11 protein-coding genes are annotated in these 23272 nt (G+C 71.2%); 6 read left to right on the forward strand and 5 right to left on the reverse strand.

The features are described from left to right. Nucleotides 1-13: 13 nt before the first annotated feature. Entirely contained in the window at nucleotides 14-1021 is a 1008-nt protein-coding gene (locus tag ACFPA8_RS12040; protein WP_386446689.1) for an AMP-binding protein, read from the forward strand. Here ACFPA8_RS12040 and ACFPA8_RS12045 read toward each other — a convergent pair. After that, entirely contained in the window at nucleotides 996-1859 is an 864-nt protein-coding gene (locus ACFPA8_RS12045) for a cupin-like domain-containing protein (protein ID WP_386446692.1), read from the reverse strand. The genes ACFPA8_RS12040 and ACFPA8_RS12045 overlap by 26 nt on opposite strands. Nucleotides 1860-2159: 300 nt before the next feature. Between ACFPA8_RS12045 and ACFPA8_RS12050 the strand changes: the two genes are divergently transcribed. The 3 genes from ACFPA8_RS12050 (at nucleotide 2160) to ACFPA8_RS12060 (ending at nucleotide 6051) form a co-directional block, all read left to right on the forward strand. After that, nucleotides 2160-3683 carry an MFS transporter gene (locus ACFPA8_RS12050; protein WP_386446695.1) on the forward strand — a complete coding sequence of 508 codons (1524 nt, stop codon included), beginning with the start codon at nucleotides 2160-2162 and terminating at the stop codon, nucleotides 3681-3683. Between the two features lie 857 nt (nucleotides 3684-4540). Next, the gene (locus tag ACFPA8_RS12055; RefSeq protein WP_386446698.1) at nucleotides 4541-5257 is read left to right on the forward strand and encodes a response regulator transcription factor; all 717 of its coding nucleotides are present in this window, start codon (nucleotides 4541-4543) and stop codon (nucleotides 5255-5257) included. A gap of 308 nt (nucleotides 5258-5565) precedes the next feature. After that, the gene (locus tag ACFPA8_RS12060; protein ID WP_386446701.1) at nucleotides 5566-6051 is read left to right on the forward strand and encodes a hypothetical protein; all 486 of its coding nucleotides are present in this window, start codon (nucleotides 5566-5568) and stop codon (nucleotides 6049-6051) included. A gap of 230 nt (nucleotides 6052-6281) precedes the next feature. On the opposite strand, the gene ACFPA8_RS12065 is transcribed toward ACFPA8_RS12060, so the two are convergent. From ACFPA8_RS12065 to ACFPA8_RS12075, 3 genes are all read right to left on the reverse strand, one after another. Then, entirely contained in the window at nucleotides 6282-6737 is a 456-nt protein-coding gene (locus ACFPA8_RS12065; protein ID WP_386446704.1) for an Ig-like domain-containing protein, read from the reverse strand. 324 nt (nucleotides 6738-7061) lie between these two features. Further along, nucleotides 7062-8135, reverse strand: a complete 1074-nt coding sequence (locus ACFPA8_RS12070) for an IPT/TIG domain-containing protein (protein ID WP_386446707.1) — start codon at nucleotides 8133-8135, stop codon at nucleotides 7062-7064. A 211-nt stretch (nucleotides 8136-8346) separates the two neighbouring features. Then, complete coding sequence (locus ACFPA8_RS12075) at nucleotides 8347-9090, reverse strand: IPT/TIG domain-containing protein (RefSeq protein WP_386446709.1); 744 nt, start codon at nucleotides 9088-9090, stop codon at nucleotides 8347-8349. A 747-nt stretch (nucleotides 9091-9837) separates the two neighbouring features. Between ACFPA8_RS12075 and ACFPA8_RS12080 the strand changes: the two genes are divergently transcribed. Then, complete coding sequence (locus tag ACFPA8_RS12080; RefSeq protein ID WP_386446711.1) at nucleotides 9838-10281, forward strand: hypothetical protein; 444 nt, start codon at nucleotides 9838-9840, stop codon at nucleotides 10279-10281. Between the two features lie 130 nt (nucleotides 10282-10411). Here the strand turns inward: ACFPA8_RS12080 and ACFPA8_RS12085 are convergent, their stop codons facing one another. After that, complete coding sequence (locus ACFPA8_RS12085) at nucleotides 10412-21553, reverse strand: amino acid adenylation domain-containing protein (protein ID WP_386446714.1); 11142 nt, start codon at nucleotides 21551-21553, stop codon at nucleotides 10412-10414. Between the two features lie 492 nt (nucleotides 21554-22045). On the opposite strand from ACFPA8_RS12085, the gene ACFPA8_RS12090 reads away from it, so the two are divergent. Next, nucleotides 22046-23182 (forward strand): methyltransferase domain-containing protein, encoded by a 1137-nt coding sequence (locus ACFPA8_RS12090; protein ID WP_386446717.1) that lies wholly within the window; start codon nucleotides 22046-22048, stop codon nucleotides 23180-23182. Nucleotides 23183-23272: the final 90 nt, after the last annotated feature.

The following is a 23272-nucleotide window of genomic DNA, read 5'->3' on the forward strand; positions in this document are numbered from 1 at the left end:
AGGCGGGAAGGAGGTGCACACCCTGCGTTCCGCACCCCTGAGCCGCATCCCGGACCTGGCGGCGGAGTCCCACGGCGGACTGGAGTTCGGCTGCGACGCCCGCTGGCGAGCCGGACGGTCCCTCGTCGACTCCGTGGCGGGCTTCGCGCGGGCGGTCGCCCGGCACGCCGGCAGCCTGCGGGCGGCCGGCGTGCGGCCCGGGAGCGTCGTCGCGGTGATCAAGCGCAACCACGCCGACCTTCAGGCGCTGTTGTACGCCGCCCTGCGCGTCGGCGCGGTGCCGGCACTGCTGTCCCTGCAGCTGGGGAAGGACCGGCTCCTCGACTGCCTCGGCACGCTGGAACGCCCTCACCTGCTGCTGGACGTCGCGGGTGTGGTGCGGCTCGACGGGGCGGAGGAAGTGGTGCGGCGCCGCTGCGGCAGGGTCTTCACCCTCGAAGCGGTCGACGAGGCGACGGAGAGGTGGGCGCCGCCTCTTCCGCCCGGCGGGGACGAGGAGCGGCAGGGCGCCCCGTCGGGTCCCGGGGAAGTCCTGACGTACGACCCCGGCAGCCGTGGGCTGCGGCGGCTCGGCGCCTCCGAACTCCGGGCGCGGGCCGATCAGTTGACCATGCGCCGTGCCCGGCAGGGACGCGGCACCGACGCTGCGCACTTCGACTTCGCACACGCCCACGCGTGCGCGACGGTGCTGGGGAACCTCGTGCACGCGGTGCCGTTCCTCGCGCTCACGCGCACGGAGCTGCCCGCGCTGGACGCGCTGCTGCGGGACCGCCGGCCGGTCTCTCTCGAAGCACCGGCGGAAGTCCTCGCCGCCTGGTCGCCGTTGGCCTCCGCCCCGACGATGCCGTTCTCCTCGGTGCGGAGGTTCGTCGCGAGTCACGGAAAGCTGGACCGGCAAACGGTCGAGGCGCTGCTGGCGGCGTCCTCCGAGCCCCACCCCGTCTTCGTGGAGCGGGGCGCACGAAGTGCCTCCCCGCTCCACGAGGAGGGTCTGGTCACGGCCTCTCGTCGTTCGACATGAAGTAGGCGACCACCGGGTCGGCTTCGCCGCCGGAACTCAGGTACGCCCCGAAGCGCTCCTCGTGGACGCGGTGGGTGAAGTTCCACGTGAGGGAGACGCTGTCCGTGAGCGCGATGGCCGTGTGGTACCAGCCCTGGGGGATGAAGATGGCGTCGCCCGGCGAGAGAACCTCGTCGAGAGCGGGGACTGCCCGTCGCCACTCGGGGAACCTGGTGCCGTCCGGCTCGTCGAGATCCACCGTGCCGCCGTTCCCGTCGGTGAGGAACTCACCTGCCTCCGGCGGGAACATGATGAAGCGTTTGTCGCCGGTCACCTGGCAGAGGCAGGCGTCGCTGGCCCACGGATCGACGTGCAGGCGGGTGCGTCCCCCCGTGCCGCAGACGAACATGCCCCTCGCGGGAAAGGAGTCCCTGGTGGCGTCCAACTGTCCGGAAGCGGGCGGAAAGACATAGTCGCCCTGAGGCAGCCACGACGGCACGGCCCAGTAGTCGGCCAGTTCTTCGAACGCCTCGTCGGCTGTGATCATCTGATCCTTGCTCTGCTGGGTGAACCAGCGCAGATAGGGCGGTATCGAGGTGTTCTCGTCCAGGCCGGTGTCCATGCCGGTGTGGGTGTCCACGTAGTCGCCGAAGGTGACGAGCTCCTCCATCGCGAACAGCGTGTCGAACAGCGGCACTTCGCAGTCGCCGAAACGCTCCTTGAGCCATGTCAGCCCCCAGGGAGGAGGAACTCTCCAGCCGTTCAGAGTTCCCCTGACCACGACGGGCAGACCGGGTTCGAGGTGCTTGTGAAGGAAATCCGTCGCTGTGAGCGAATCGACCACGTGAGAGCGTGACATGCGCTCCTCCGTCCGTCTTCTTGGGCCGAGGGCCGTGGTTCGAGGTCTCTTGCGTGTACCGCCTGCGGCACGCCCCCCGTTCGCGGAAATCTACGGCGGAACGCCGTGGTGTCCCGTAGCCGCCGAGGGTGTCTCTTCTTCTTGGCCACAGTGCGATGTCACCTGGGCCCCGACGGCGTGACCGATCGGGCACCCGGTTCGGTCCGGTCTTTCGCAACTGTCGCTCCGCCGCCTCGTGAGTACGGTCGTTCGCGCGGGTCGTCGAACTCGGCCACCGCATCATCACTTCACGGAGAGACATTGGGACTTGCGCACGGCACCGGACGGACCTGGGCGCTCGCGGCGCTCTGTGCGGCCCAGTTCATGTCGATGCTCGACAGCACAGTGGTCAACCTCGCGATGCAGAGCATCCGCAGGGACCTCGACGCGGGCGTCTCGGGTCTCCAGTGGGTCGTCGGCGCATACGTGCTGGCGTTCGCGTGCCTGCTCCTCACCGGAGGCTCACTCGGTGACCGGTTCGGGCGCAAGCGGATGTTCCTGTCCGGCCTGTCGGTCTTCACCGCCGGATCCCTGCTCTGCGCGGCGGCCCAGTCCCTGGAGGCGCTGGTCCTGGGCAGGGTGGTTCAGGGCCTGGGGGCCGCCCTGTTCGTGCCGACCACACTCGCCGTCCTCACCCAGCTCTTCTCCGGACCGAGGGAACGGGCCCGCGCCATAGGCGTCTGGGCGGGTGTCTCGGCACTGGCTCTGCCTCTCGGCCCCCTGCTCGGCGGCCTCCTGGTGGACGGTTTCGGCTGGCCCAGCATCTTCCTGATCAACGGGCCCGTCGGTCTTGCCGCGTTGCTGGTCGCGTACCGGGCCCTGCCCGAGACGCCGGTGACGCGACGGGCCCTGGACATGCCCGGGCAGGTGCTGGGCATCTGCTGGCTCGGCTGCGTGACCTACGCGCTGATCGAGGCGGAGCACCAGGGCTGGTCCTCGCCCCGGATCGCCACGCTGCTCGGCATCGCGGCCGTGGCCCTGGTGCTGTTCCTCGTCGCGGAGAAGCGTGCCGCCCAGCCGATGGTCCCCCTGGCGCTGTTCCGCAACAGGCGCTTCGCCGCCTGCAACGGCATCCTGTTCGCCGTCGCCTTCGGCCTGCTCAGCTCGTTCCTGTTCCTCTCGCTCTTCCTCCAGCAGGTGCAGGAGTACACACCGGCGGAGGCGGGACTGCGCATGCTCCCGCTGCTCCTGCCGGCAGCCGCGGCCGCTCCGGTGGCGGGACGGCTGGCGGGACGGTACGGTCCCGCCCTCCCGATGACCTGCGGGCTCGTGATGGCGGGGGTCGCCCTGCTGGCTCTCGCCACAGCGGGAGCCGCGACGCCCTATGCGCAGTGGTGGCCGGCGCTGCCGCCGCTGGGGGCTGGAGTCGGCATGACGGTGACCCCCACCAACGCGGCCCTGATGGCGAGCGTGGACCAGGCCAAGGCGGGCATCGCCTCCGCGACGTCCATCGCGAGCCAGCAGGTGGGGAACGTGCTCGGTATCGCTGTCGTGGGTGCTGTGGTCACCATGGGCTTCTCGGCTTCTCTGACGGAACGGGCGGCCCAACTCGACGTGTCACCGGCAGCGGCGGAACAGCTCGTCGACGCCGCCGTCGAAAGCAACCTCGGCGTGGGCAGCTCGGAGGGCGGCGAACGCGGAGAGACGATCGACCGGGCCTTCGCCGACGGCATCCGCCGCGGACTCGCAGTGAGCGGCTCCGCCTACCTGTTCGGCGCCTGCCTGACCCTGGCCTTCGTCCGTGAGCGAAGGCTCGCGCCCGAGGCGGCGCCGGCCGGGACCTGAGCAGCGTCGCCCCCGAGCCGTCGCGACCCGGTCCGCCCGGAGGTGTACGCAGGTCCTCGGGCCCGCCCCCGCACCCGTGGGTGAGGACCCGTAGCCCCTCTGTCGCCGTACGGCGGCCTCGGCTGCCGTGCCACGGCTCGTGCCTCCGGGAACCCGACGAATTCCATCAGGCGACGACCCGACGCTGAACAGCACGAACACACGCTCACCAATTCGGATCCCGGCCGGGAACTACGGAATTCGCATTCTGGGCCGAGCCAGGTATATACTTTCGGGGCAGGGTGCTGGAATGATGTGGGCAAATTCGACATTCCCAGCGGGTCACTCATTCGTCGCCTTTGCAATTTGTTCTGCATAAGTACGCCGTGTGACATCTTCTGCACACCCGGCTCCTCCAGCCCCGCTTCGGGCGTATTCACTCGGCGACTCCATCGGTTTGCAGGATGAATTCGTGGCGAAATCTCGCCCCGCAACTGGCCGAAACCCTAAGCCAGTTGACTTCCTCTTTACTGAATTCTTGTCACCCTCCTATTACCCTCGGCCGCTGAAACCGTACGTACGGCACCGATGATGTGCAGTTACTCGGCAGGGAAAGCAAATGCACGGATCATTTGCCTGTGAAAACGATACCTCTGCTGGCTCAGCTGTCGTACGATGACCCACGATCGAGGCCGGCTTCGGGCAGCAAGATTCCATCCTCCACGTGAATAGGCAGACCCGCTGTACGAAGTCGCGTTCGGAACCCGTCGACCCGCGACGCGCTGACCTGGAAACGGAATCCAAGGGGAGTCCGAATGCCTGACACCGGCAATCAGAGGTACACGCACACGAGCCCCCTGTCGGCTTCGAGACCGCGAGTGAGATCGGCCGGCGTTCAGGCACCCGGCGAGACCGGCGAGCGGAGCGCCGCCGACCCTGCGGGGCTGCGCGTGTTCGTGGTGCATCCGCACGAGATGGTCAGGTGCGGGCTGGAAACCATGATGAGCGACCTGGCGCTCGTGGAGAACGTACGCGTCTTCGGAGACGTCGAGACGGCGCGGCGGCGGCTGGGACTCGCACACCCCGATGTGCTCATCTGCCGTGGGGCCGCCACCGACGACATCCGGGATCTGGCGCTGACCTGCCAGGAACAGGGGACCAAACTGCTGTCGCTGCTGGAGGGACCCGAGGAGCAGCAACTGGCGCTGGCCTCCGAGGTTCCGGCTGACGGATTCCTCCTCGCCGCGGACCTGACGGTCGAGTCGCTCGGCGAATCACTGACCCGGCTGACGAGCGGCGAGATGCCGCTTCCTGCCTCGCTGTCGCGCTGGCTGCTCGGGCAGTTGCGGGAGGGGGCGCCGCACCGGACGGAACGCTCCTACTCTCTGACGCCCCGTGAGAGCGAGACTCTGAACCTGCTGTCGAAGGGGCTGAGCAACAAGCAGATCGCGAGATCGCTGCACATCTCGCAGCACGGAGCGAAGCGACATGTCGCCAACGTCATCGCCAAACTCAACTGCCCCAACCGGACGCTCGCTGTGGCCCTCGCCCTGCGGGAAGGCCTCATCGAGGACTCCGGCGACGACGTCACCTGACCGGTCGTGCCTTCGCCTGCTCCGCGTGGCACGGAGATTCCGAGGCCGTCACCGCGCATGACCGCCCGATTCCGGGTGGTGCTGCGGGGCGTTCCGTCCGGGCCGGGTACGCCGGTCCCCTCGTCGGACTGCCTGTGCGCAGCGCTCGATGCCCTCGGCGGAGGGGACCTGCCATCCTCAAGTGAACATGTACGCAAGGGTCGTGGCGAGCGGGCCCGCCGCGCGCTCGCCGCGGCCGGACGCCGCGTCCGGCGGACTTCGCTCGCGGCGGTACGTTCGACTCAGCGGTTTGTGAGGCTTTCTGACGCATGCATGAGACCAACCGGGCCCTCTCCCGGCCCGTCGCCCGGGTCCGTGACCTGCCCCCGGCGCTGACCACGGACGTCCCCGTACTGGTCATGCTCGTGGCCTGCTGGATGCTGGTGCCGGTGGCATGGGCGCATCTGGCGACGGGGTTCGCGCTGGTCGCCCTGATCCTGCTTCATCTGTGGACCCGTCGGGGCCGGATCGCGCAACTGTTCCGCGGGGACCGCCGTACGCGACGGCACCGGTGGAGCCGGCGGTCCGCGTACGTACTCTTCTTCCTCGCCGCGATCCTCATGACGGCATCCGGGGTGATGCGCTGGGCGGGACTCCCCCCTGAACACACTGCGCACGCGGCCACCAGCACCCTGCTGCTCGCCGGGGCACTCGCCCACATCTGGGCGAGCAGACGCGCACTGCGCGCCCGCCTGCGCCGCACCGCAGGCGCTGCTGCCGGCCGGCAGCAGCGCTCATCCACGACAGCCCGGTGACCGGCGACCGGCCGACCGCGTCACGCAGGGTCCCGCCGCGGTGGACGCACATGACAGGGAACGTCGCTCAAGCGTGGAGTGTGTGACAGGGCCTGCGAACGAGAGCGGCCAGGGGCGTCGTCGCCCGGAGGCGGCGACACCCCTGGCCAAGGGGGGCGGACGAGCTCGGCGGACCGGTCGCGTCCACGCCGGTGAACGCGGCGCCGGGGACGCCCGAGTGCCGAAGTCCGTTACTCGGTGTGAATGTTGATGTTGTACACGCCGCCACACGCGCAGGGAGCCAGCGGAGGCGTGGGGGGCGTGGGCGACTCGGAGACCGTGACGGTCGTCGTGTCGTTCGAGGCGAAGCATTCGCCGTTGCCGTTGTACGCCGCGGTGATGGTCCGGGTGCCGGCGGTGTCGAAGGTGGCTGTGTGCGTCGCGGTGTTGTCCGCACCGACCGGCACGGTTGCCAGGATCTCCCCTCCGTCGAAGAAGGTGACTCCCAGGCCTCCGCTCGGGTCGTTGGGACACGACACGGTGGCCACCAGTTCCACCGGAGCGCCCACCGCGACGCTCGCGGGCACTGCCTGCACCGTTGTGGTAGAGGGCTCCTGGGCGGCTGCGGGGGTGGCGAACGCCACGACGGCGACCAGCGCCGTGACGACACTCCCCCACCAGTTTGTCCGTACTCGTCGCCGTTCCACATTTCCTCCTTGTCGGCCGCTGCGGGCAGCCGATGGTCGACTGGCTTCGCCGGTCTTTCTACGTGGTCGCCCCGGAAATCCACGGAGGAACGGGTGGCGTCGCTCCACATGGGCTAGGGAGCTCACCTGAATGAGGAGAACGGCCGGGGGCAGATCCGCGTGGGGCAGGCCCACCTGCCGTCCCGGAGACGACTCCGGCACGTCAACGACCGTACGGAACACGGCACTTCGAGAAGACGCTTCTGCCGGGCACAGCACCACGCAGACCGAACGAGGGGCCGGAAGCGAGAACGGCTCGCGCGAGCAGCAGGGACACGGTTTCCGCTAGAGCATCGGCGGCGGCACGCGCGTATAGGAGAGGGCGGCGCTGGTCCCGCCGGCGGTGGTGACGCTGACCGGGACGGTGCCGGCCGGACCCGCCGGTGCCACCGCCGCCACGCTGGTGTCCGACTCGACGGTGAACGGGGCGAGCACGGCGCCGAATCGGACCGCGGACGTGGTGGTCAGTCCGCTTCCGGTGAGGGTGACGACGGCGCCGGAGCTGATCGGGCCCTGCAGGGGCGTCAGCGCGGAGAGGACGGGCGGCGGAACATAGGTGTAGGCAGCGGGGTTGCTGACGCCTCCGGCAGTCGTGACGGTGACCGGAGCCGAACCGGCCGGCCGCACCGGAGTCACAGCGGTGATCTGGGTCGAGGAGTCGACCGTGAAGCCCGCGGGGGTCCCGCCGAAACTGACCGCTGTCGCGCCGGTGAGTCCGGCGCCGGTGAGAACGACGGTCGTTCCCCCCGAGGTCGGGCCCCGGCCTGGGAAGACCTTGCTGAGCGTCGGAGGCACGGCGTAGAAGAAGTAGACGGCGCCGGATGTTCCACCGGAAGTGGTGACGGTCACGGGGACGGCGCCCGTCCCCGCAGGTGTGACGGCGGTGATCTGCGTGGCTGACACGACAGTGAACTGCGCAGGCGCCGTACCGAAGTTCACTGCTGTCGCACCCGTGAGACCCGTGCCGGTGAGCGTGACAGTGGTGCCTCCCGAGACCGGACCCTGTTCGGGCGAGACGCCGGAGAGCGTGGGGAGTGCCGCGTAGGTGTAGTTGACCGCGTTGCTCGTCGACGTGCCGGCCCGCACGGTCACCAATACTGTTCCGGTTCCGGCGGGCGCCAACGCGGTGATCTTCGTGAGGGAATTGACCGTGAACCCGGGCGAAGCACGGCTGCCGAAGTTGACGGCGGTGACTCCCGTGAAGCCGGTGCCCGTGAGGGTGACCGTGTTGTTGCCCGCCGGGGGGCCGCCGGCCGGCACAACAGAACCGAGAGTGGGCGCAGCGGCAAGGGCAGAAACGGACGCCGGCGTCTCTCCGCGATCGCGGTCGTTCACTTCGTCTCCAATGGTTCGTGGCATTCGCCCGCGCCCGGATGTGGAAGAGACTTCTCTCCGGGCGGTTTCGGCCGCCGGTATTGCACAGGAGCGGCGACACCGGTCCGGCTGCGCACCACCCCGGCTCAACTGGCTGGAGGGCCGGAAATGCCATGCGGACGGGACGTGCGGCAGCGCCCGGTCCCGTCGTTCACCGCCCCGCCTCGGGCGCTGAACGACGGGACCTTTTCCCGTCTCAGATGCCGGGACCCGCGATGTAGGTGAAGGCGCCGGTCGCCGTGTCACTCCCTGCGTCGTTGGTGACGACGACGTCCACCGCACCGGCCGCTCCGGGTGGCGTCACCGCGGAAACGGACGTGTCCGAGAGCACGGTGAACGGAGCCGGTGTCCCGCCGAAGGTGACGGAGTCCGTGGTGGTGAGGCTGGTGCCTGCGATGGTCACAGCCGTACCGCCCGAGGTCGGGCCGGACGCCGGAGTGAGCGTCGTGACCGTGGGATCGGCGACATAGGTGTACGAGAGGCCGTTGTTGACTCCGCCGGCGGTGGTGACGGTGACGCCGACCGGTCCCGCGGCACCCGCCGGAGCGACGACTGTGAGCTGACTGTCCGACACCACCGTCGGCGCGGCGTTGTTGGCGCCGAAAGCGACGTTGGTGGCGCTGGAGAGACCCGTGCCGTTGATGGTGACGGTATCGCCCCCCGCAGTCGAGCCGCCGGTCGGGCTGATGGTCTGCTTGAACGGGGCCCCGACGTAGTAGAACGGCACCGGATTGCTCGTTCCCCCCGGGGTGGTCACCGTCACCCCGACCGACCCGCTGCCGGACGGCGAGACGGCGGTGACCTCCGTAGGAGACACGTTGGTGACTCCGGTGGCCAGTTTGTTCCCGAAGCGGACCGCGGTGGTACCGCTCAGCTGCGTCCCTGTGATCGTGACGGCGGTGCCGCCTCCGGTGGAACCCTGATTCGGACTGATGGGCATTGCCGACTCCTCCTCGCCCGGAATGCTGTACATTTCCGAGCAGCAAATGAACGGTTCGGAATTCGCGTACGTGGCGGTGAACGCGAGGTGGCTCTCGCGTTCACCGCTTTCAGCCCCCGGCCGGTTTCCTGGGAAATCTCCGACGGGGCACCCCCGGGGGGCTCGCCCAATGGCGGCAGAATCGCTTCGCACACTTACCGAAATCTCATGCAAGAAGTAACCCATCCGGCCGGACCCGTGACAACCTTTCAGGCAGACTCTCGCCTTATCGAGCCCGGCGCCACGAAGTGAAACAGGGCGCAGCACCGGCGTATTCGTTAAGTTCCGCTCATACTCTTGTGTGAGTTCCGGAGAACCAGCTGGGGTGCCGATGGGGAAGACGCCCGGTACGGCAGCGAGTTCACGGCCGGACGCAGAGTGCGTGACTCGCTCGTCGTCCTCGCACCAGGAATCGAGGCTGCCGATTCCGCAGCAGCATCGAGGACCCTCCAAACCGGTTCGACTTCGACGGCTACGACGCCCTCGACGCCGGTATGACGCGCGAACCGCCCTCGTCCGTCTCCGCGCAGCGCCGTTGGGGAACAGCCTGCCGGACCGCGCGTGCCGGCCACAGTCGCAGGGATGCTGGAGCAGGGAACGGCCATGGGGCGCGCTCAACGCGCCGTTCACGCCCGCGACATCGGCATCTTGAATGCCGCCCGGCGTACGTGTAAGCAACGAAGCGGTCCCACCAGCGAGGAGTCCCGCATGAACTACGGCCCGCCGCCCGAACCGAACGAGTCGGCTCCACAGCCCGAGGCAGCGGCACCGGGCCCCGACGTCGCGTACTCCTCACCGGTACCGCCGCCCGGCCCGGTGCCGCCACACCCGCATCCGCAGCAGCCCTGGATCGGCCCCAGCGGCCCCGAGTGGCCCGGCGGACGGCCTCCGGCGGACCGTCCCATGGGGCCCGGGCTTGCCGTGGCCGCGGTGGTCCTCGGTCTTCTCGCGTGGGTGCTGCCGCTCCTCCCGGTCAACCTGGACCTCCTGCGGCAGTACGTCGCCTTCCCTCCCGCGGTGGGCGGACTCGTCCTCGCGATCGGCGGCTGCACGGGGCACCGCCGCGGCAAGCCGCTGGCCGTGGCCGGCGCGATCCTGTGCGTCCTCGCGCTGGTCCTCGTGGCGTACATGGTCGCCGGCAACGCCGCATGACGGTGACGTGGCGGACCGACGGCCGCCGCCTCCTCCGTCTCCTCCGCGCCACCGTCCTGCCCGATGCCCGCCGCGGCCCACCGCCGGAGGCCCCACCACGGACGAGGAGACGGACGTAGCGGGACCTGTCTCAGGTGCTGCTCCCCGCGCTTCGTCCGGCGTCCCCCGTCCCGGCGGCACCGATGTAACGCCGGAGCACCGCGAACCAGCCGTGAGCCAGTTCCCGCACCTCCTCGTCGGGGACCACCCCGGACGGCCACGTCCAGCGAGCCGCCAGCCGGGGGCCGCCCTCCCGTTCCTCGACGGCGGCCGTCAGCGCCAACGCGCGGTTGAACCGCATCCCCAGGTCGGCTCCCCCGCCCATCGCGGACCCCGCTTCCCCCGTGGGCTCCCAGCATCCTGCCCGGTCCCCGACCCGGAAGCGCCCCAGGTAGTTGAGCGCGATCTCCGGATCGCCGAGCGGGGCGAGGCGGGCGGCGGTACCGGGGTTCAGGTAGCGCAGCAGTCCGTACCCGATGCCGTGGTCGGGCAGGGCCGCCAGCTGGGCGCCGACCCTCCGGGCCGCGTCGGCCAGCCAGGCGCCGGTGTCCGCCGCGCCGGGTGCGGCGGGCGTCCCGGCGTCGAGCAGCAGTGGGAACTGGGCGGTGAACCACCCGACGGTGGAGAAGGGTTCGCACTCTCCGGCGACCGCCTCGCGCCCGTGCGCCTGGAGGTCCACCAGCACCCTGCCCTCGTCGTCACCGTGCAGGCGCGCGTAGGCGATCGCGAACGCGGCGTACAGCACTTCACGCAGGCCCGTGTCCAGTCGTTGCGGCACGAGGAGGAGGCTCCGCGTCTCCTCCTCGGACATGTCGAGCGCGATTCCGCGTGCCGAGGCGAGCGTGTCCGCCGACCGGTCGAGCGCCCGTCGGCCGGGCGCCTTCGTCCGGGAGGCGAACATCCCCTCCCACAGGGACAGTTCCTCCACCCGGGCCGGCTCGACGGCCTCCTCGGCGAGCAGTTGTGCCCAGCGCCGGTACGTGACGGGAGTCCCTGCCAGGGTGGGACGTTCGCCCGCGGCCACGGCCTCGTGGGCACGAGCCAGGTCCGCCAGGAGTATCCGCCAGGAGACCCCGTCCACCGCGAGGTGGTGCACCAGGGTCAGCAGACGGCCCTGGCGGCCCGCCCCGGGGTCGAGCCAGACCGCCCACAGCATCTGCCCGGCGTCGGGGTCGAGTTCACGCTGCCAGCGCTCCGTCGCCGAGCTCAGTGCCCGTCGCCACTCGTCGTGCGTGGATGCCTCCGTGGACACGCGCGAGAAGCGGTCGGCAGCCCTTACGGACCCGGGAGCGGTCGTCTCCAGTGACCAGGCCTCGGGGCCGCCGCTGTCCGGCGCGCTGCGGGTCAGACGTATCCGGAGTGCGTCGTGATGGTCCATGACCGTCTGAAGGGCCTCGACCAGATGGTCCGGCTCGACGTCCCCGGGCACGCGCACCGCCATCGACAAGTGGTAAGCGCCCATGACGGTCGCCTCCTGCCGCAGGCGTTCGATGATCGGGGTGGCGGGGAACGGGCCGACGCCGTCCGCGAGTTCGCCTGCGCGGCGGCGCACGGCGGTCCCGTCCGGCCCGGCCGTGCCGCCTGCCTGCGCTGATCGCCCCGCACCGGCTGCCCCGGCTGATTCAGCTGCTTCAGCTGCTTCAGCTGCTTCAGCTGCTTCAGCTGCTTCAGCTGCTTCAGCTGCTTCAGCTGCTTCGGCGAGCGCGGCGACCGTCCGCTTCTCCACCACGTCCCGCGGCCTCAGTGCGATGCCGTCCCGCCCGGCGAGGTCCACGAACCTCATGGACGTGATGCTGTCGCCGCCCATCAGGAAGAAGTCGTCGTCGATGCCGAGCCGCGGCACACCGAGCGTCTCCGCCATCGCGGCGCACAGGGTCTTCTCCAGGGGCGTGCGAGGTGCGGACCCGGTGGAGAGGGCGGTGTAGTCGGGGGCGGGAAGGGCCGTACGGTCCAGCTTGCCGTTCACGGTGAGGGGCAGCTCAGCCACCGTCACGAACGCCGAAGGAACCATGTGGCCCGGCAGACGGTCCGCCGCCAGGGCGGACAGCTCGGCCGCGCCCGGCAGCGAAGCGCCGTCCGCGGCCACCAGGTAGGCGACCAGCTTCGGCTCGCCCGGCCGGACCTCGCGCAGCGTCACCGCCGCCTGGCCGACCTCCGGCAGGCTGCTCAAGTGGGCCTCGATCTCGCCGGGTTCCACACGGAAGCCGCGCAGCTGCACCTGCCCGTCCGACCGGCCCTCGTAGAACAGCTCGCCGCCGGAGTCGCGGCGGGCGAGGTCCCCGGTGCGGTACATGCGCTCTCCGGGAAGGCCGAACGGATCGGCGACGAACCGTGTCGCTGTCAGCCCGGGCCGTCCCGTGTAGCCGCGGGCAAGGCCCGGGCCGGCGACGTAGACCTCGCCGACGGTCCCGGGCGGCACCGGCCGCAGCCAGCGGTCGAGGACGTGGGTGCGCAGGTCCGGCAGCGGCCGGCCGATGCGGCTCGCCGAGGAGCCCGCGGTCACGTCCGGGCCGGTGATTCCGGTGTGGGTGACATGGACGGTCGTCTCGGTGATGCCGTACATGTTGACGAGCTGCGGGGTGTCCTGCGGATGGCGTTCGTACCACTCGCCCAGCGGACCGAAGTCCAGCCGCTCACCGCCGAACACGACGTAGCGCAGTCCCAGCCGGTCGCCCAGGGCGGGCCTGGCGCGGTCGGCGCGCACCATCTGGCGGAACGCCGAGGGAGTCTGGCTGAGCACGGTGACGCCCCGTTCCACGAGCAGTTCCAGGAAGCGCTCCGGGTCGCGTGTGACCTCGTGCGGTACGACGACGAGGGTCCCGCCGTGCAGCAGCGCTCCCCACATCTCCCACACCGAGAAGTCGAACGCGCAGGAGTGGAAGAGGGTCCACACGTCGCCTTCTCCGAAGGAGCAGAGGCCCCTGACGGAGGTGAAGAGCCGTACGACGTTCGCGTGCGGCACCAGCACCCCCTTCGGACGTCCGGTGGAGCCGGAGGTGTAGATGATGTACGCGCCGTGCTCGGCGGTGAGCGGTGCGGTGCGCTCCGCGTCGACGAGATCGGCGTCGTGGGCAGCGGCAGTTCCGGGACCTGTGCCTCCGGGGCCCTCCGTGCCGGGCGAATTCGAGGGGCCGTTCAGCGTGGCGACGGGCATCGCCACGGCGCCCGGCGGCAGGGCCGCCGCGTGCGTCTCGGTCGTGACCAGGCACACCGGGGTGGCGTCCTCGAGGACGAGCAGGGTGCGCTCAGCCGGGTGGGAAGGCGACAGCGGCACGTAGACCGCCCCGCTCTTGAGGACCGCCAGCACCGCGACCACGGCGTCCGCGCCCTGGTCGAGCATCAGGGCCACCGGCTTCTCCGGGCCCGCGCCCAGCCGGACCAGGCGTCGCGCGAGGTGGTTGGCCCTGCGGTTCAACTCCGCATAGCTCAGGGTCAGGTGATTGTCAGTCACCGCCGTCTTCCCGGGTGTGGCCCGCACCTGCGCCTCGAACAGGCCGGGCAGAGTCGGGCCGTCCCGCTCCGGACCGGGCGGCGACGGCGGCTGCTCGGGTCCGTCCGTCAGCGGGAGCGAGGCGAGGTTGCCCTGCCGCCGTTCGGCGAGGCCTGCGAGCAGCAGCCTCAGCGCGTCGGCCGCTGCTGCCGCCCGGTGCCCGTCGACGTCGGAGGGGCGGTGGTTGAGTCGCAGTACGAGCCGCCGGCCGGGCACCACGACGACACTGAGCGGATAGTGGTTGTCGTCGTTGCTCTGAAGGCCCGTCACCCTCAGTTTCCTGGACGCCCCGCCCGGACTCCCTCTGTCCACCGGGTAGTTCTCGTAGACGAAGAGGGTGTCGAAGAGGGGGCCTGTGCCGGCCGCGCGCTGGATGTCGGACAGGCCGACGTGATGGTGGTCCATCAGCCGGGTCTGCTCGGACTGAAGTTGCCGGAGGAGCTGCGGCAGGGTCGCTTCGGGGTCCAGTACGACCCGGGTGGGAACGGTGTTGATCAGCAGGCCTGCCATCTCCTCGATGCCGTCCACCGGTGCCGAACGCCCCGAGACGGTGGTGCCGAACACCACGTCGTCCCGGCCGGTCAGCCATCCGAGCACCATGGCCCAGGCGCCCTGGACGACGGTGTGCACGGTGACGCCCGCTTCACGTGCCACCTCCGAGAGCCCGGCGGTCTGTTCCTCGGTGAGCTCACGCGTGTGGTGCGCGACGCGCGTCTCCGGCGCATCCGCCGGGCGTTCGGCACCGGGGACAGCCAGAGTGGGAGTGGTCACTCCGGACAGCGCCGCGCGCCACGCGTCGAGCGCGGGGGCGGTCTCCTGTCGTGCGTACCAGGCCATGTAGTCCCGGTACGGGCTCACCTCGGGAAGCGTGCCGGGGTCGCCCCCGGCGTCGTACAGGCGGAGCAGGTCGCGCACCAGCAGCGGCAACGACCAGCCGTCCACGAGGAGATGATGCATGGTCAGCACGACCCGGTGGCGGTCGGGAGCGACGCGTATCAGCGCACCGCGTGCGAGCGGGGCCTCCTCGACGGTGAACCGCTCCGAGCCGAGTTGCCGGGTCAGCTCCTCCGCAACAGCCCCGGCGTCCCCTGTCCCCTCAGCCACCAGGTCGAACTCCCGCCACGGCAGTTCCACTTGCGCGGGGATCACCTGCACGGGCTCGGTGAGACCGGCGTAGGCGAAGCAGGCACGCAGGTTGGGGTGCCGGACGAACAGCGCCTCGGCGGCGGCCCGCATCGCGGCGGCGTCCAGCGGGCCCTCCAGGTCCACGACGCAGCGCACGAGGTACTCGTCGGGCTTCTGGTCGTCGACGGCGTGGAACAGCAGCCCCTTCTGCAGGCCGGTCAGCGGCCATACGTCCGCCGGCGCCGGCACGTCCGTCTCGAGCCGTTCCACCTCGTCGAGCGAGAGCCGCACCAGGGGGAAGTCGGAGGGCGAACGCCCGCCGGCGCCGTCCGTCCCGATGTGCCGGACCATGCCTTGCAGCGCCCCGAACCAGGCCTCCGCGAGGTCCCGTACGGCTTCTTCCTCCAGCAGCTCCCCCGCCCAGGACCAGACCGCCACCAGCTGGGATCCGCCGGGCCGGTCCTCGGTCATGGCGTTGATCTCCAGGGTGTGCGGCAGCGGCATCCCCGGGTCGGAGCCTCCGGCGAGCGGTCCGAGGGCCGGGTCGGGCTGCCAGTCCGCGCCCTCCGGCAGCGGGAAGCGGCCCAGGTAGTTGAAGCCGATCTGGGGGTCGTCGTACGGGGCGAGCAGTTCGGCGGTGTCCGGGTCGACGTAGCGCAGCATGCCGTAACCGACGCCGTGGTCGGGGACGGCGGACAGCTGTTCCTTGACCTCCTTGAGCGCACGGCCGAGCGGAGGACGCCCCTCGGTCACCGCCGCCCAGTCCAGGGCCCCGGGCCGCAGCCGCACCGGGTACTTGCTGGTGAACCAGCCCACGGTGGAACTGAGATCGACCTCGGGCGTCAGTTGTTCGCGGCCGTGCCCCTCCAGGTCGAGGAGCACGACGGGCCCGCCGTCCGCGTCCGCGTGTCCCTGTCCGCGCCGCCACTCGGCCACCGCGAGGCTCAGACCCGTGAGCAGCACATCGTCGATCTGCGCGTGGTAGGCGGCCGGTACCGCGGTCAGCAGTGCGGCCGTCGCCTCGGCCGGGAGCCTGAGCGTCAGGGATCTGGAGGTGCAGGCCGTGTCCCGCCCGGGGTCCGGCCGACGGCTGCCGATGAGAGGGTCCTCACCGTCCAGGACCTCGACCCAGCGGGCCGCCTCCACCCTCCGCCGTTCTGTCCGGGCCTGCTCGCGAAGCAGCCGGGCCCAGTCACGGAAGGACGTGACGGGGGCGGGGGTGCGCAGAGCGCGGTCCTCGGCGGCGGCCTGCCAGGCGTCCGCCAGATCGCGGAGCAGGATCCGCCAGGAGACTCCGTCCACGCAGAGGTGGTGGACGACGAGCAGCAGCCGTCCCGGTGCGGCCTCGCCTGCGTCGAACCAGACGGCCCTGATCATCCGGCCTGCCGGGACGTCCAGCCGGGAACGTGCCACTGCCGTCTCCTCGGAGACAAGCCGGCGCCACCGCCCGGTGTCCGCGAAGTCCGCCGCACCGACGGGAACCCGGCTCAGGCAGTCGCGCCCGCGGACCTCTCCCGCCGGTGCCGTTTCGAGGGACGGCCCCGCCGGGCGGGCGCCGTCTGCCGCGCCGCCGTCCCGGTCGGCGCCGTCCCGGTCGGCGACGCTCCGCATTCTCAGCGCGGCATGCCGGTCGAGCAGCAGGTCGAGTGCCGCGGCCAGCCGAGGGGTGTCCGCGCCCGGCGGCACCTGGACCACCACCGACTGGTGGAAGCCCCGCTCGGCGTGCGGCCCCAGAGCGCGGAGCCATTCGATGATCGGCGTCGCCGGACACGGGCCGGCGTCGGGCTCCGTCGCCGCTGGGCGCTGTGTGCCGGTACGGCGTGCCACCCGGGCCAGGGCGGAGACCGTCCGGTTCTCGAAGACCTCCCCCGTGGTGAAGGTCAGGCCGGCGGCCCGTGCCCGTCCGACGAGCTGGATGGAGAGGATGCTGTCGCCGCCGAGTTCGAAGAAGCTGTCCCCTGCGGTGACCGTCGGGACGCCCACCACCTCCGCGAACAGCTCGCACAGCTTCGCCTCCACCACCGGCAGTGCGGCTGCGGGTTCGGGCTCCTGTCCGGTGCCGGGCTCCGCTTCCGCCTCCGGACCCGGTGGGGAGAACAACGGCCTGAGCTCGGGCAACGCCGCCTCCACACCGTCCAGTTGCTGCTCCGGCCGGTGGGCGGCCGTCTCCAGCAGTCTCAGGAGCAGTTCGGCGAAGTGCTGCACCTCCTCCCGGCCGACGAGCTCCGGCAGGTGGCTGATCCGCAGCTGGATCCGCTCCCCCGGTACGACCGCGAGGGCGAGCGGATAGTGGGTGGCGTCGTGGGCGGTGAGGCCGGTCACCCGCGGCCGGTCACCCCAACCGGCCGTGTCCATCGGGTAGTTCTCGACGACGGTGAGCGTGTCGAAGAGTTCTCCCTGCCCGATGAGCCGTTTGATGTCGCTGAGCCCGAGATGCTGGTGCCCGGAGAGCGCCGCCTGCTCGTCCTGGATCCGGGCCATCAGCTTCAGCAGGGTCTCGCCGGGGTCGGTCCGTACGCGTACCGGCACGGTGTTGACGAACATGCCCACCATCGATTCGGCCGTGGCCAGCTCGGGCGGCCGTCCCGCGACGGTGCCGCCGAAGACCACGTCGCTCCGCCCTGTCACGGTGCGGAGCAGCACCGCCCAGACAGCCCGGACCACGGTGTTCAGTGTGAGCCCGTGGGCCCGGCAGGTCCCGGTCAGCGCGGCGGTGAGCTCCGCGGAGAGCTCCCGCGTCTGGCATGCGGGCTCCGCCGGACGTGAGCCGCGGGGCCGTTCACCGGCCAGCAGCGTCGGCGCGGCGAGCCCGTCCAGCGCCCGGCGCCAGGCCGTCCGCGCCGCTTCCCTGTCCTGTCGGGCGAGCCACGCGAGGTGACGGACGTACGGGACGGCTTCCGGCAGCCCGGCATCATGGCTGCCGGAGCGGTACAGCGCGAGGAGTTCGCGTACGACCACGGGCATGGACCAGCCGTCCAGAAGGATGTGATGGCAGGTCAGGGCCAGCGTGTACCGCTCCGGGCCGAGCTTCAGCAGGGTGAACCCGATCAGAGGCGCCTGCGCGGGATCCATCCGCCTGGTCCGCTCGCCACGGAGCACCGCTGCGGCTCCCGGATCCTCCGCGCCCGCACCGGTCAGGTCGCGGTACTGCCAGCGCGGGGTCACGCCCTCGCGGACCGCTTGGACCGGCCGCGACAGCCCTTCGTGCCAGAAGGCCGCCCCCAGGTGCGGATGCCGCCGCAGCAGCGCCTCGCCCGCCGCGCGGAGCCTGTGCGCGTCGAGTGTCCCTGAGAGTTCCACCACCAACTGGACGGTGTACGGGTCCTGTTGCCCGTGGCCGTAGGTGTCGCGGAGGGCGTGGAAGAGCAGGCCCTCCTGAAGCGGCGTCAGCGGGAGGAGGCTCGGCCCGTCGGGATGTTCCGCCTCGAGCCGGGCCGTCTCGGCGTCAGGAAGCGGTGCGGGACACTCCGCCCGGTCCGCCGCCGCGGCATCGTGTGCGGCGGGACGCGCGCCGGCGGACACGTCCGTCTCCTTCGCCGCGCGGGCCAGTTCCGCGACGGTACGGCCCGAGAAGATCTGCTGGTTCGTCAGAACGATGCCGTGCTCCCGGGCGTGCGCGACGAGCTGCATGGCCATGATGCTGTCGCCGCCCAGGGCGAAGAAGCTGTCGTCGACGCCGAACCGGGCCTCGTCCAGGGCCAGGACCTCGGAGAAGAGGCGCCGAAGGGTCTCCTCCAGGCCGGTGCGTGGCGGCCGGATGCCCGCAGCGGTGCTTGGCTCCGCGTACGGCACCGGCGGCAGCGCGGCACGGTCGAGCTTGCCGCCGGGGGTGATGGGGAGCGCGTCCAGCACGGCGACGGCGGACGGCACCATGTGCCCGGGGAGCCTCTGCCGCAGGAAGGCCGTGACGTCGTCGGGCGCCGCACCGTACGGCCGCTCCGGCACGACGTGGGCGAGGAGCCGCTTCGTGCCCGGCCGGGGTTCGTCGACGGACGCGGCGGCCCGGCGCACGCCCGGGCACGCGGCCAGCGCGGACTCGATCTCGCCGAGTTCGATGCGCAGCCCGTTGACCTTGACCTGGCCGTCGGCCCGGCCCACGTACGCGAGCGATCTGTCCTCGCGCCACCTCACCAGATCACCGGTCCGGTACAGCCGGGAGCCCGGAGGACCGTACGGGTCGGCGACGAACCGGGAAGCGGTCAGGCCGGGGCGGTTCAGGTAGCCCCGGGCCAGTCCCGGCCCGCTCAGGCACAGTTCACCGACCGAGCCGAAGGGAACCAGCCGCAACGCACCGTCCAGGACGTACGCCGACGTCCCGTCCACGGGGGTGCCGATGGGGGGCGTGCCGTGTCCCGGCAGGGCGTCGCTGAGGGTGACGCAGACAGTCGCCTCCGTCGGGCCGTATCCGTTGACGAGAGTGGTGCCCGGCGCCCAGTCGGCCGCCAGTCCGGCCGTACAGACCTCGCCCCCCACCAGCAGCGTCGTACCAGGGGGCAGCGTTCCCGGCTCGACGGTCGCCAGGACGGCGGGTGGCACCAGGGCATGTGTCACGCCGTGGTCCGCGATCAGTTCTGCCAGGCCGGCACCCACGGGCGGCGGTCCGCCCGCGCCGACGATCAGCTCACCGCCGCACAGCAGAGCGGCCAGCAGCTCCCAGACGGCGGCGTCGAAACTGGGCGACGCCAGCTGAAGCACCCTGGACCGGGGGCCGACGCCCCACCGGCTCCGCTGCGCGCGGGCGAGGCCGGGTATCCCCTCATGCGTGACGACGACCCCCTTGGGACGGCCGGTGGAGCCGGAGGTGTAGACGACATAGGCGGGATGGCGAGCGGTGAGCCGGTCCGGCCGCTCCTCGTCGCGCACGTTGCTGTCGCTCCGCTCCGCCAGGTCGGCCACCACATCGGGCGCGTCCAGCACGAGAGCGCCGCCGGGCGGGGCGCCGTCCCACACGGCAAGTGCGGCGGACGTCGTCAGCGTGACCGCCGGCGCGGCGTCGTCGAGCATGAACCCGGTCCGCAGCCGCGGATACCGGGGATCGACCGGCAGCCAGGCACCGCCCGCCTTCCACACGGCCAGCACCGACACCACGAACTCGACGGACCGCTCCATCACCAGCGCGACGATCCGCTCCGGTCCCGCACCGCGCGAGACGAGGAGCCGCGCCAGGCGGTTGGCCCGCCGGTTGAGGCCGTCGTACGACAGGCACTCCTCGGCCCCGAGAAGGGCCGCGGCCGACGGCCGACGTGCCACGGTCCGCTCGTAGAGGGCCGCAGCGGTTGCTTCGGGAGCCGCTCCGCCCAGTGCCAGCAGCAGGTCCCCCTCCGCGGCGGAGACCAGGGGAAGCTCCCCCACTTCGGCGACGGCTCCACCGGCGAGGACGTGCCGCAGCAGCCGCTCGACGCGGCGGAGATGTTCCCGCACGTCACGTTCCCCGTACAGGGCGGTGTTCGCGTCGAGGTCGACTTCCAGACCGCGGCCGTCCCTGCGGTCCGTGAACGACAACGACACGTCGTCGACGGGGCCGGTTGCCAGATTCCGCACACGTGCCGTACAGGTCCCGAAGGCCAGGTCCCGGTCGAAGGACATGATGTTCACGACGAGGGAGTACAACGGCGGCCGGCTCTCACCCTTCGTCGTCCGCCGCATGTCCTCCGTGCGGTAACGCTGGTGGGGAAGCGCGGTGGCCACGGCGCGTTCGGCCTGGCGTGCCAGCTCCGCCAGCGGCTGCGCGTCGTGCGGACACAGCCTGATCGGGAGGACGTTGGACTGTGCCGCCGCCGTGGCCCTGGCCAGCGGAGTGCGCCGCGCCGTGACGGCCAGTCCGACGGTCACCTCACTCGCGCCGCTCATCCGGTACAGATACGCAGCCGACAGGGCGAGCAGCATCGACGAGCGCCGCACCCCGACACCCGCGCAGACCTCGTCCAGCTTGCGGCACTCCCCGGAGTCCAGGGCGGCCGACGCCCGGCTGAACCCCTCGTACGGTGCTCGTCGCCCGACCAGCGACGCCGGTTCGGGCAGCTCACGCAACTGCTCGGTCCAGAACTTCCGGTCCTGTGCGAAGTTCTCGGACTCGCGGTAGTCGCGGTCCTCCTCCAGGAGCGCCCAGAGATCGCCGAAGCCGTGCGGGGGCACCGGCCCGCCCGCCTCCAGCGCGGAGTACACCTCCGCACAGCGCCTCACGATCGCGGCCAGGGACGTCCCGTCGACGACGATGTGGTGGCAACGGCAGCTCCACAGGTACGTGTCGGCGGCCACCCGCAGCAGGGCGAACGCGAAGAGCGGTCCGTCGCCGAAGGGCATGACACGGTCCATGTCCTCGGACATCCAGCGCTGCGCGGCCGCACACGGGTCGTCGGCGCCGCGCAGGTCGACGTGTGTGAGGGGCACGTCGCGGTGATCCGCAGCGAAGAGACGCATCGCCTCGCCTGCCGGTGAGAAACCGAGGTTCAGCGTCCCGCACTCGGAGACCGTGCGGCGCAGGGCACGCTCGAAGAGGTCGATGCGCAGGCGCCCCCGGATCTCGACGTACTCGCCGACGCTGTACATCGCGCTGCCGGGACGGAGCGACTGCGCGAGCCAGATCTCCCGTTGTGCCGCGGACAGTCCGATACGCATGCTTTCGCCACCAGGCACGATGCCTCTGCTCCCCCGGTCGGTGCGGAACAGGGCGCCGGTCGAGCGCCCCGAGGGGAGAACGTACTCAACGCCGGCCCGGCGTCGCCCCCATTGGCAGGAAGCGGCACCAGCTGACGGTGCGGCCGGCTCGTGACACCGCGCGGCTACGCGGCCGTCAGCCGGAAGGGCAGGGGCAGAAGTACGACGGCTGACACACGGTGCGCGGCTGCTCGCGGCAGCGGTCGGGCGGCCGGCCCAGCGTCAACGAGCGGGCAACGGCCTCCTCCGTGCGTGGTGTTGGCCGAGGAGATACTCGCCACGTTCTACACCCGTCGGTAGCCTTTTTCGGGCAGTCAGTCTTTTGGACAGTCAGCCGACGAGCCGGGGGCATGCGATGGGCAAGCACAGCGGGAAACAGGATCCGGCCGAGAGCGACGGCCACAAGCCCGACAAGCCCATCCCTCCTCCGCCCCCGCCGAAGAAGAACTGATCATGCCTGGCTCCTCACAGCTGGCCGCGGACCTTCACGACGCCGGCCACCTCGACGGCGCCTGGATGGAGACGTTTCAGCAGGTGAGGCGAGAAGACTTCGTCCCCCACCGCATCTGGATCCGCAGCGACGACGGCTACCGTCCGCTCACCCGCCGGGCAGACCCCGAACGGTGGCTGCGGTCGGTGTACTCCGACATCGCCCTGGTGACCCAGGTCGAGGACGCCGAGGGCGGGACCGCATTGGTGCCGACCAGCTCGGCGAGCATGCCGCGGCTGGTGGCCGACATGCTCACCGCCCTTCAGGTGGAGGAGGGCCACCGCGTCCTCGAAGCCGGTACAGGCACCGGGTTCAACGCCGCGCTGCTGGCCCACCGGCTCGGCGACCACAACGTCACCACGATCGAAGTCGACCCCGAGCTCGCCGACTCGGCCCGCGCGTCACTGAGGAACGCCGGCCGCGCTCCGAAGGTCGTCACCGGCGACGGTGCCGCGGGCCGGCCCGACGGCGCTCCCTACGACCGGGTCATCGTCACCTACGCCGTGCACCGGATCCCGCACGCTCTCGTCCAGCAGACCGCGCCCGGGGGCAAGCTGCTGATTCCCTGGGGAACCGGCCTCTACAACGGCGTCCTGGTCCGGCTCACCTCCAGCCGGTCCGAGGAGGGCACCGCCAGCGGGCCGGTCGTCGGGGACTGCGCCTTCATGTGGGACCGCCGTCAGGCACCCCGACGAGACATCATGGCCACCGTCAGGCCGCAGGACGAGGCGGCCGGAGGACGGACCGACCTCGATCCCCGCCTGGTCCTGGGCGATGACGACGCCGCCTTCACCGCCGGCGTCATGGTGCCGGACTGCCGCCACAGCGTCGGCCACGGCTCCGAGGGCGAGTGGACGCTCTGGCTGGCCGACCCCGGCAGCCGGTCGTGGGCTTCCCTCGACTTCACTCCCGACGCCGACTGCTTCGACGTCCAGCAGTACGGGCCCCGGCTGCTGTGGGACGAGGTCGCCTCCGCGTACGCCTGGTGGCGCGAGGCCGGCAGCCCCCGCCGCACCCGGTTCGGAATCACCACCCGGCCCGGCCACCAGCACGTCTGGCTCGACACCCCCGACAATCCGGTGCCTCCACCAGCGTCGTAGCCGTGCCGGTGACCGGGCCCTGCCGGATGAACCGCGGCCGCCCGCAGGGGCCGTCGTCTCCGCTTCGCCGGGCCCGGTCCCCCGCCACCG

The sequence above is a fragment of the Streptomyces ovatisporus genome, from assembly GCF_042653885.1.
In the GTDB taxonomy this organism is placed as follows: domain Bacteria; phylum Actinomycetota; class Actinomycetes; order Streptomycetales; family Streptomycetaceae; genus Streptomyces; species Streptomyces ovatisporus.

Bases quoted from the DNA above. Each gene is read 5' to 3' on its own strand.
- ACFPA8_RS12090 (WP_386446717.1), top strand. From the start codon at position 22,046: ATGCCTGGCTCCTCACAGCTGGCCGCGGACCTTCACGACGCCGGCCAC.
- ACFPA8_RS12085 (WP_386446714.1), bottom strand. From the start codon at position 21,553: ATGCGTATCGGACTGTCCGCGGCACAACGGGAGATCTGGCTCGCGCAG.
- ACFPA8_RS12045 (WP_386446692.1), bottom strand. From the start codon at position 1,859: ATGTCACGCTCTCACGTGGTCGATTCGCTCACAGCGACGGATTTCCTT.
- ACFPA8_RS12060 (WP_386446701.1), top strand. From the start codon at position 5,566: ATGCATGAGACCAACCGGGCCCTCTCCCGGCCCGTCGCCCGGGTCCGT.
- ACFPA8_RS12080 (WP_386446711.1), top strand. From the start codon at position 9,838: ATGAACTACGGCCCGCCGCCCGAACCGAACGAGTCGGCTCCACAGCCC.
- ACFPA8_RS12075 (WP_386446709.1), bottom strand. From the start codon at position 9,090: ATGCCCATCAGTCCGAATCAGGGTTCCACCGGAGGCGGCACCGCCGTC.
- ACFPA8_RS12070 (WP_386446707.1), bottom strand. From the start codon at position 8,135: ATGCCACGAACCATTGGAGACGAAGTGAACGACCGCGATCGCGGAGAG.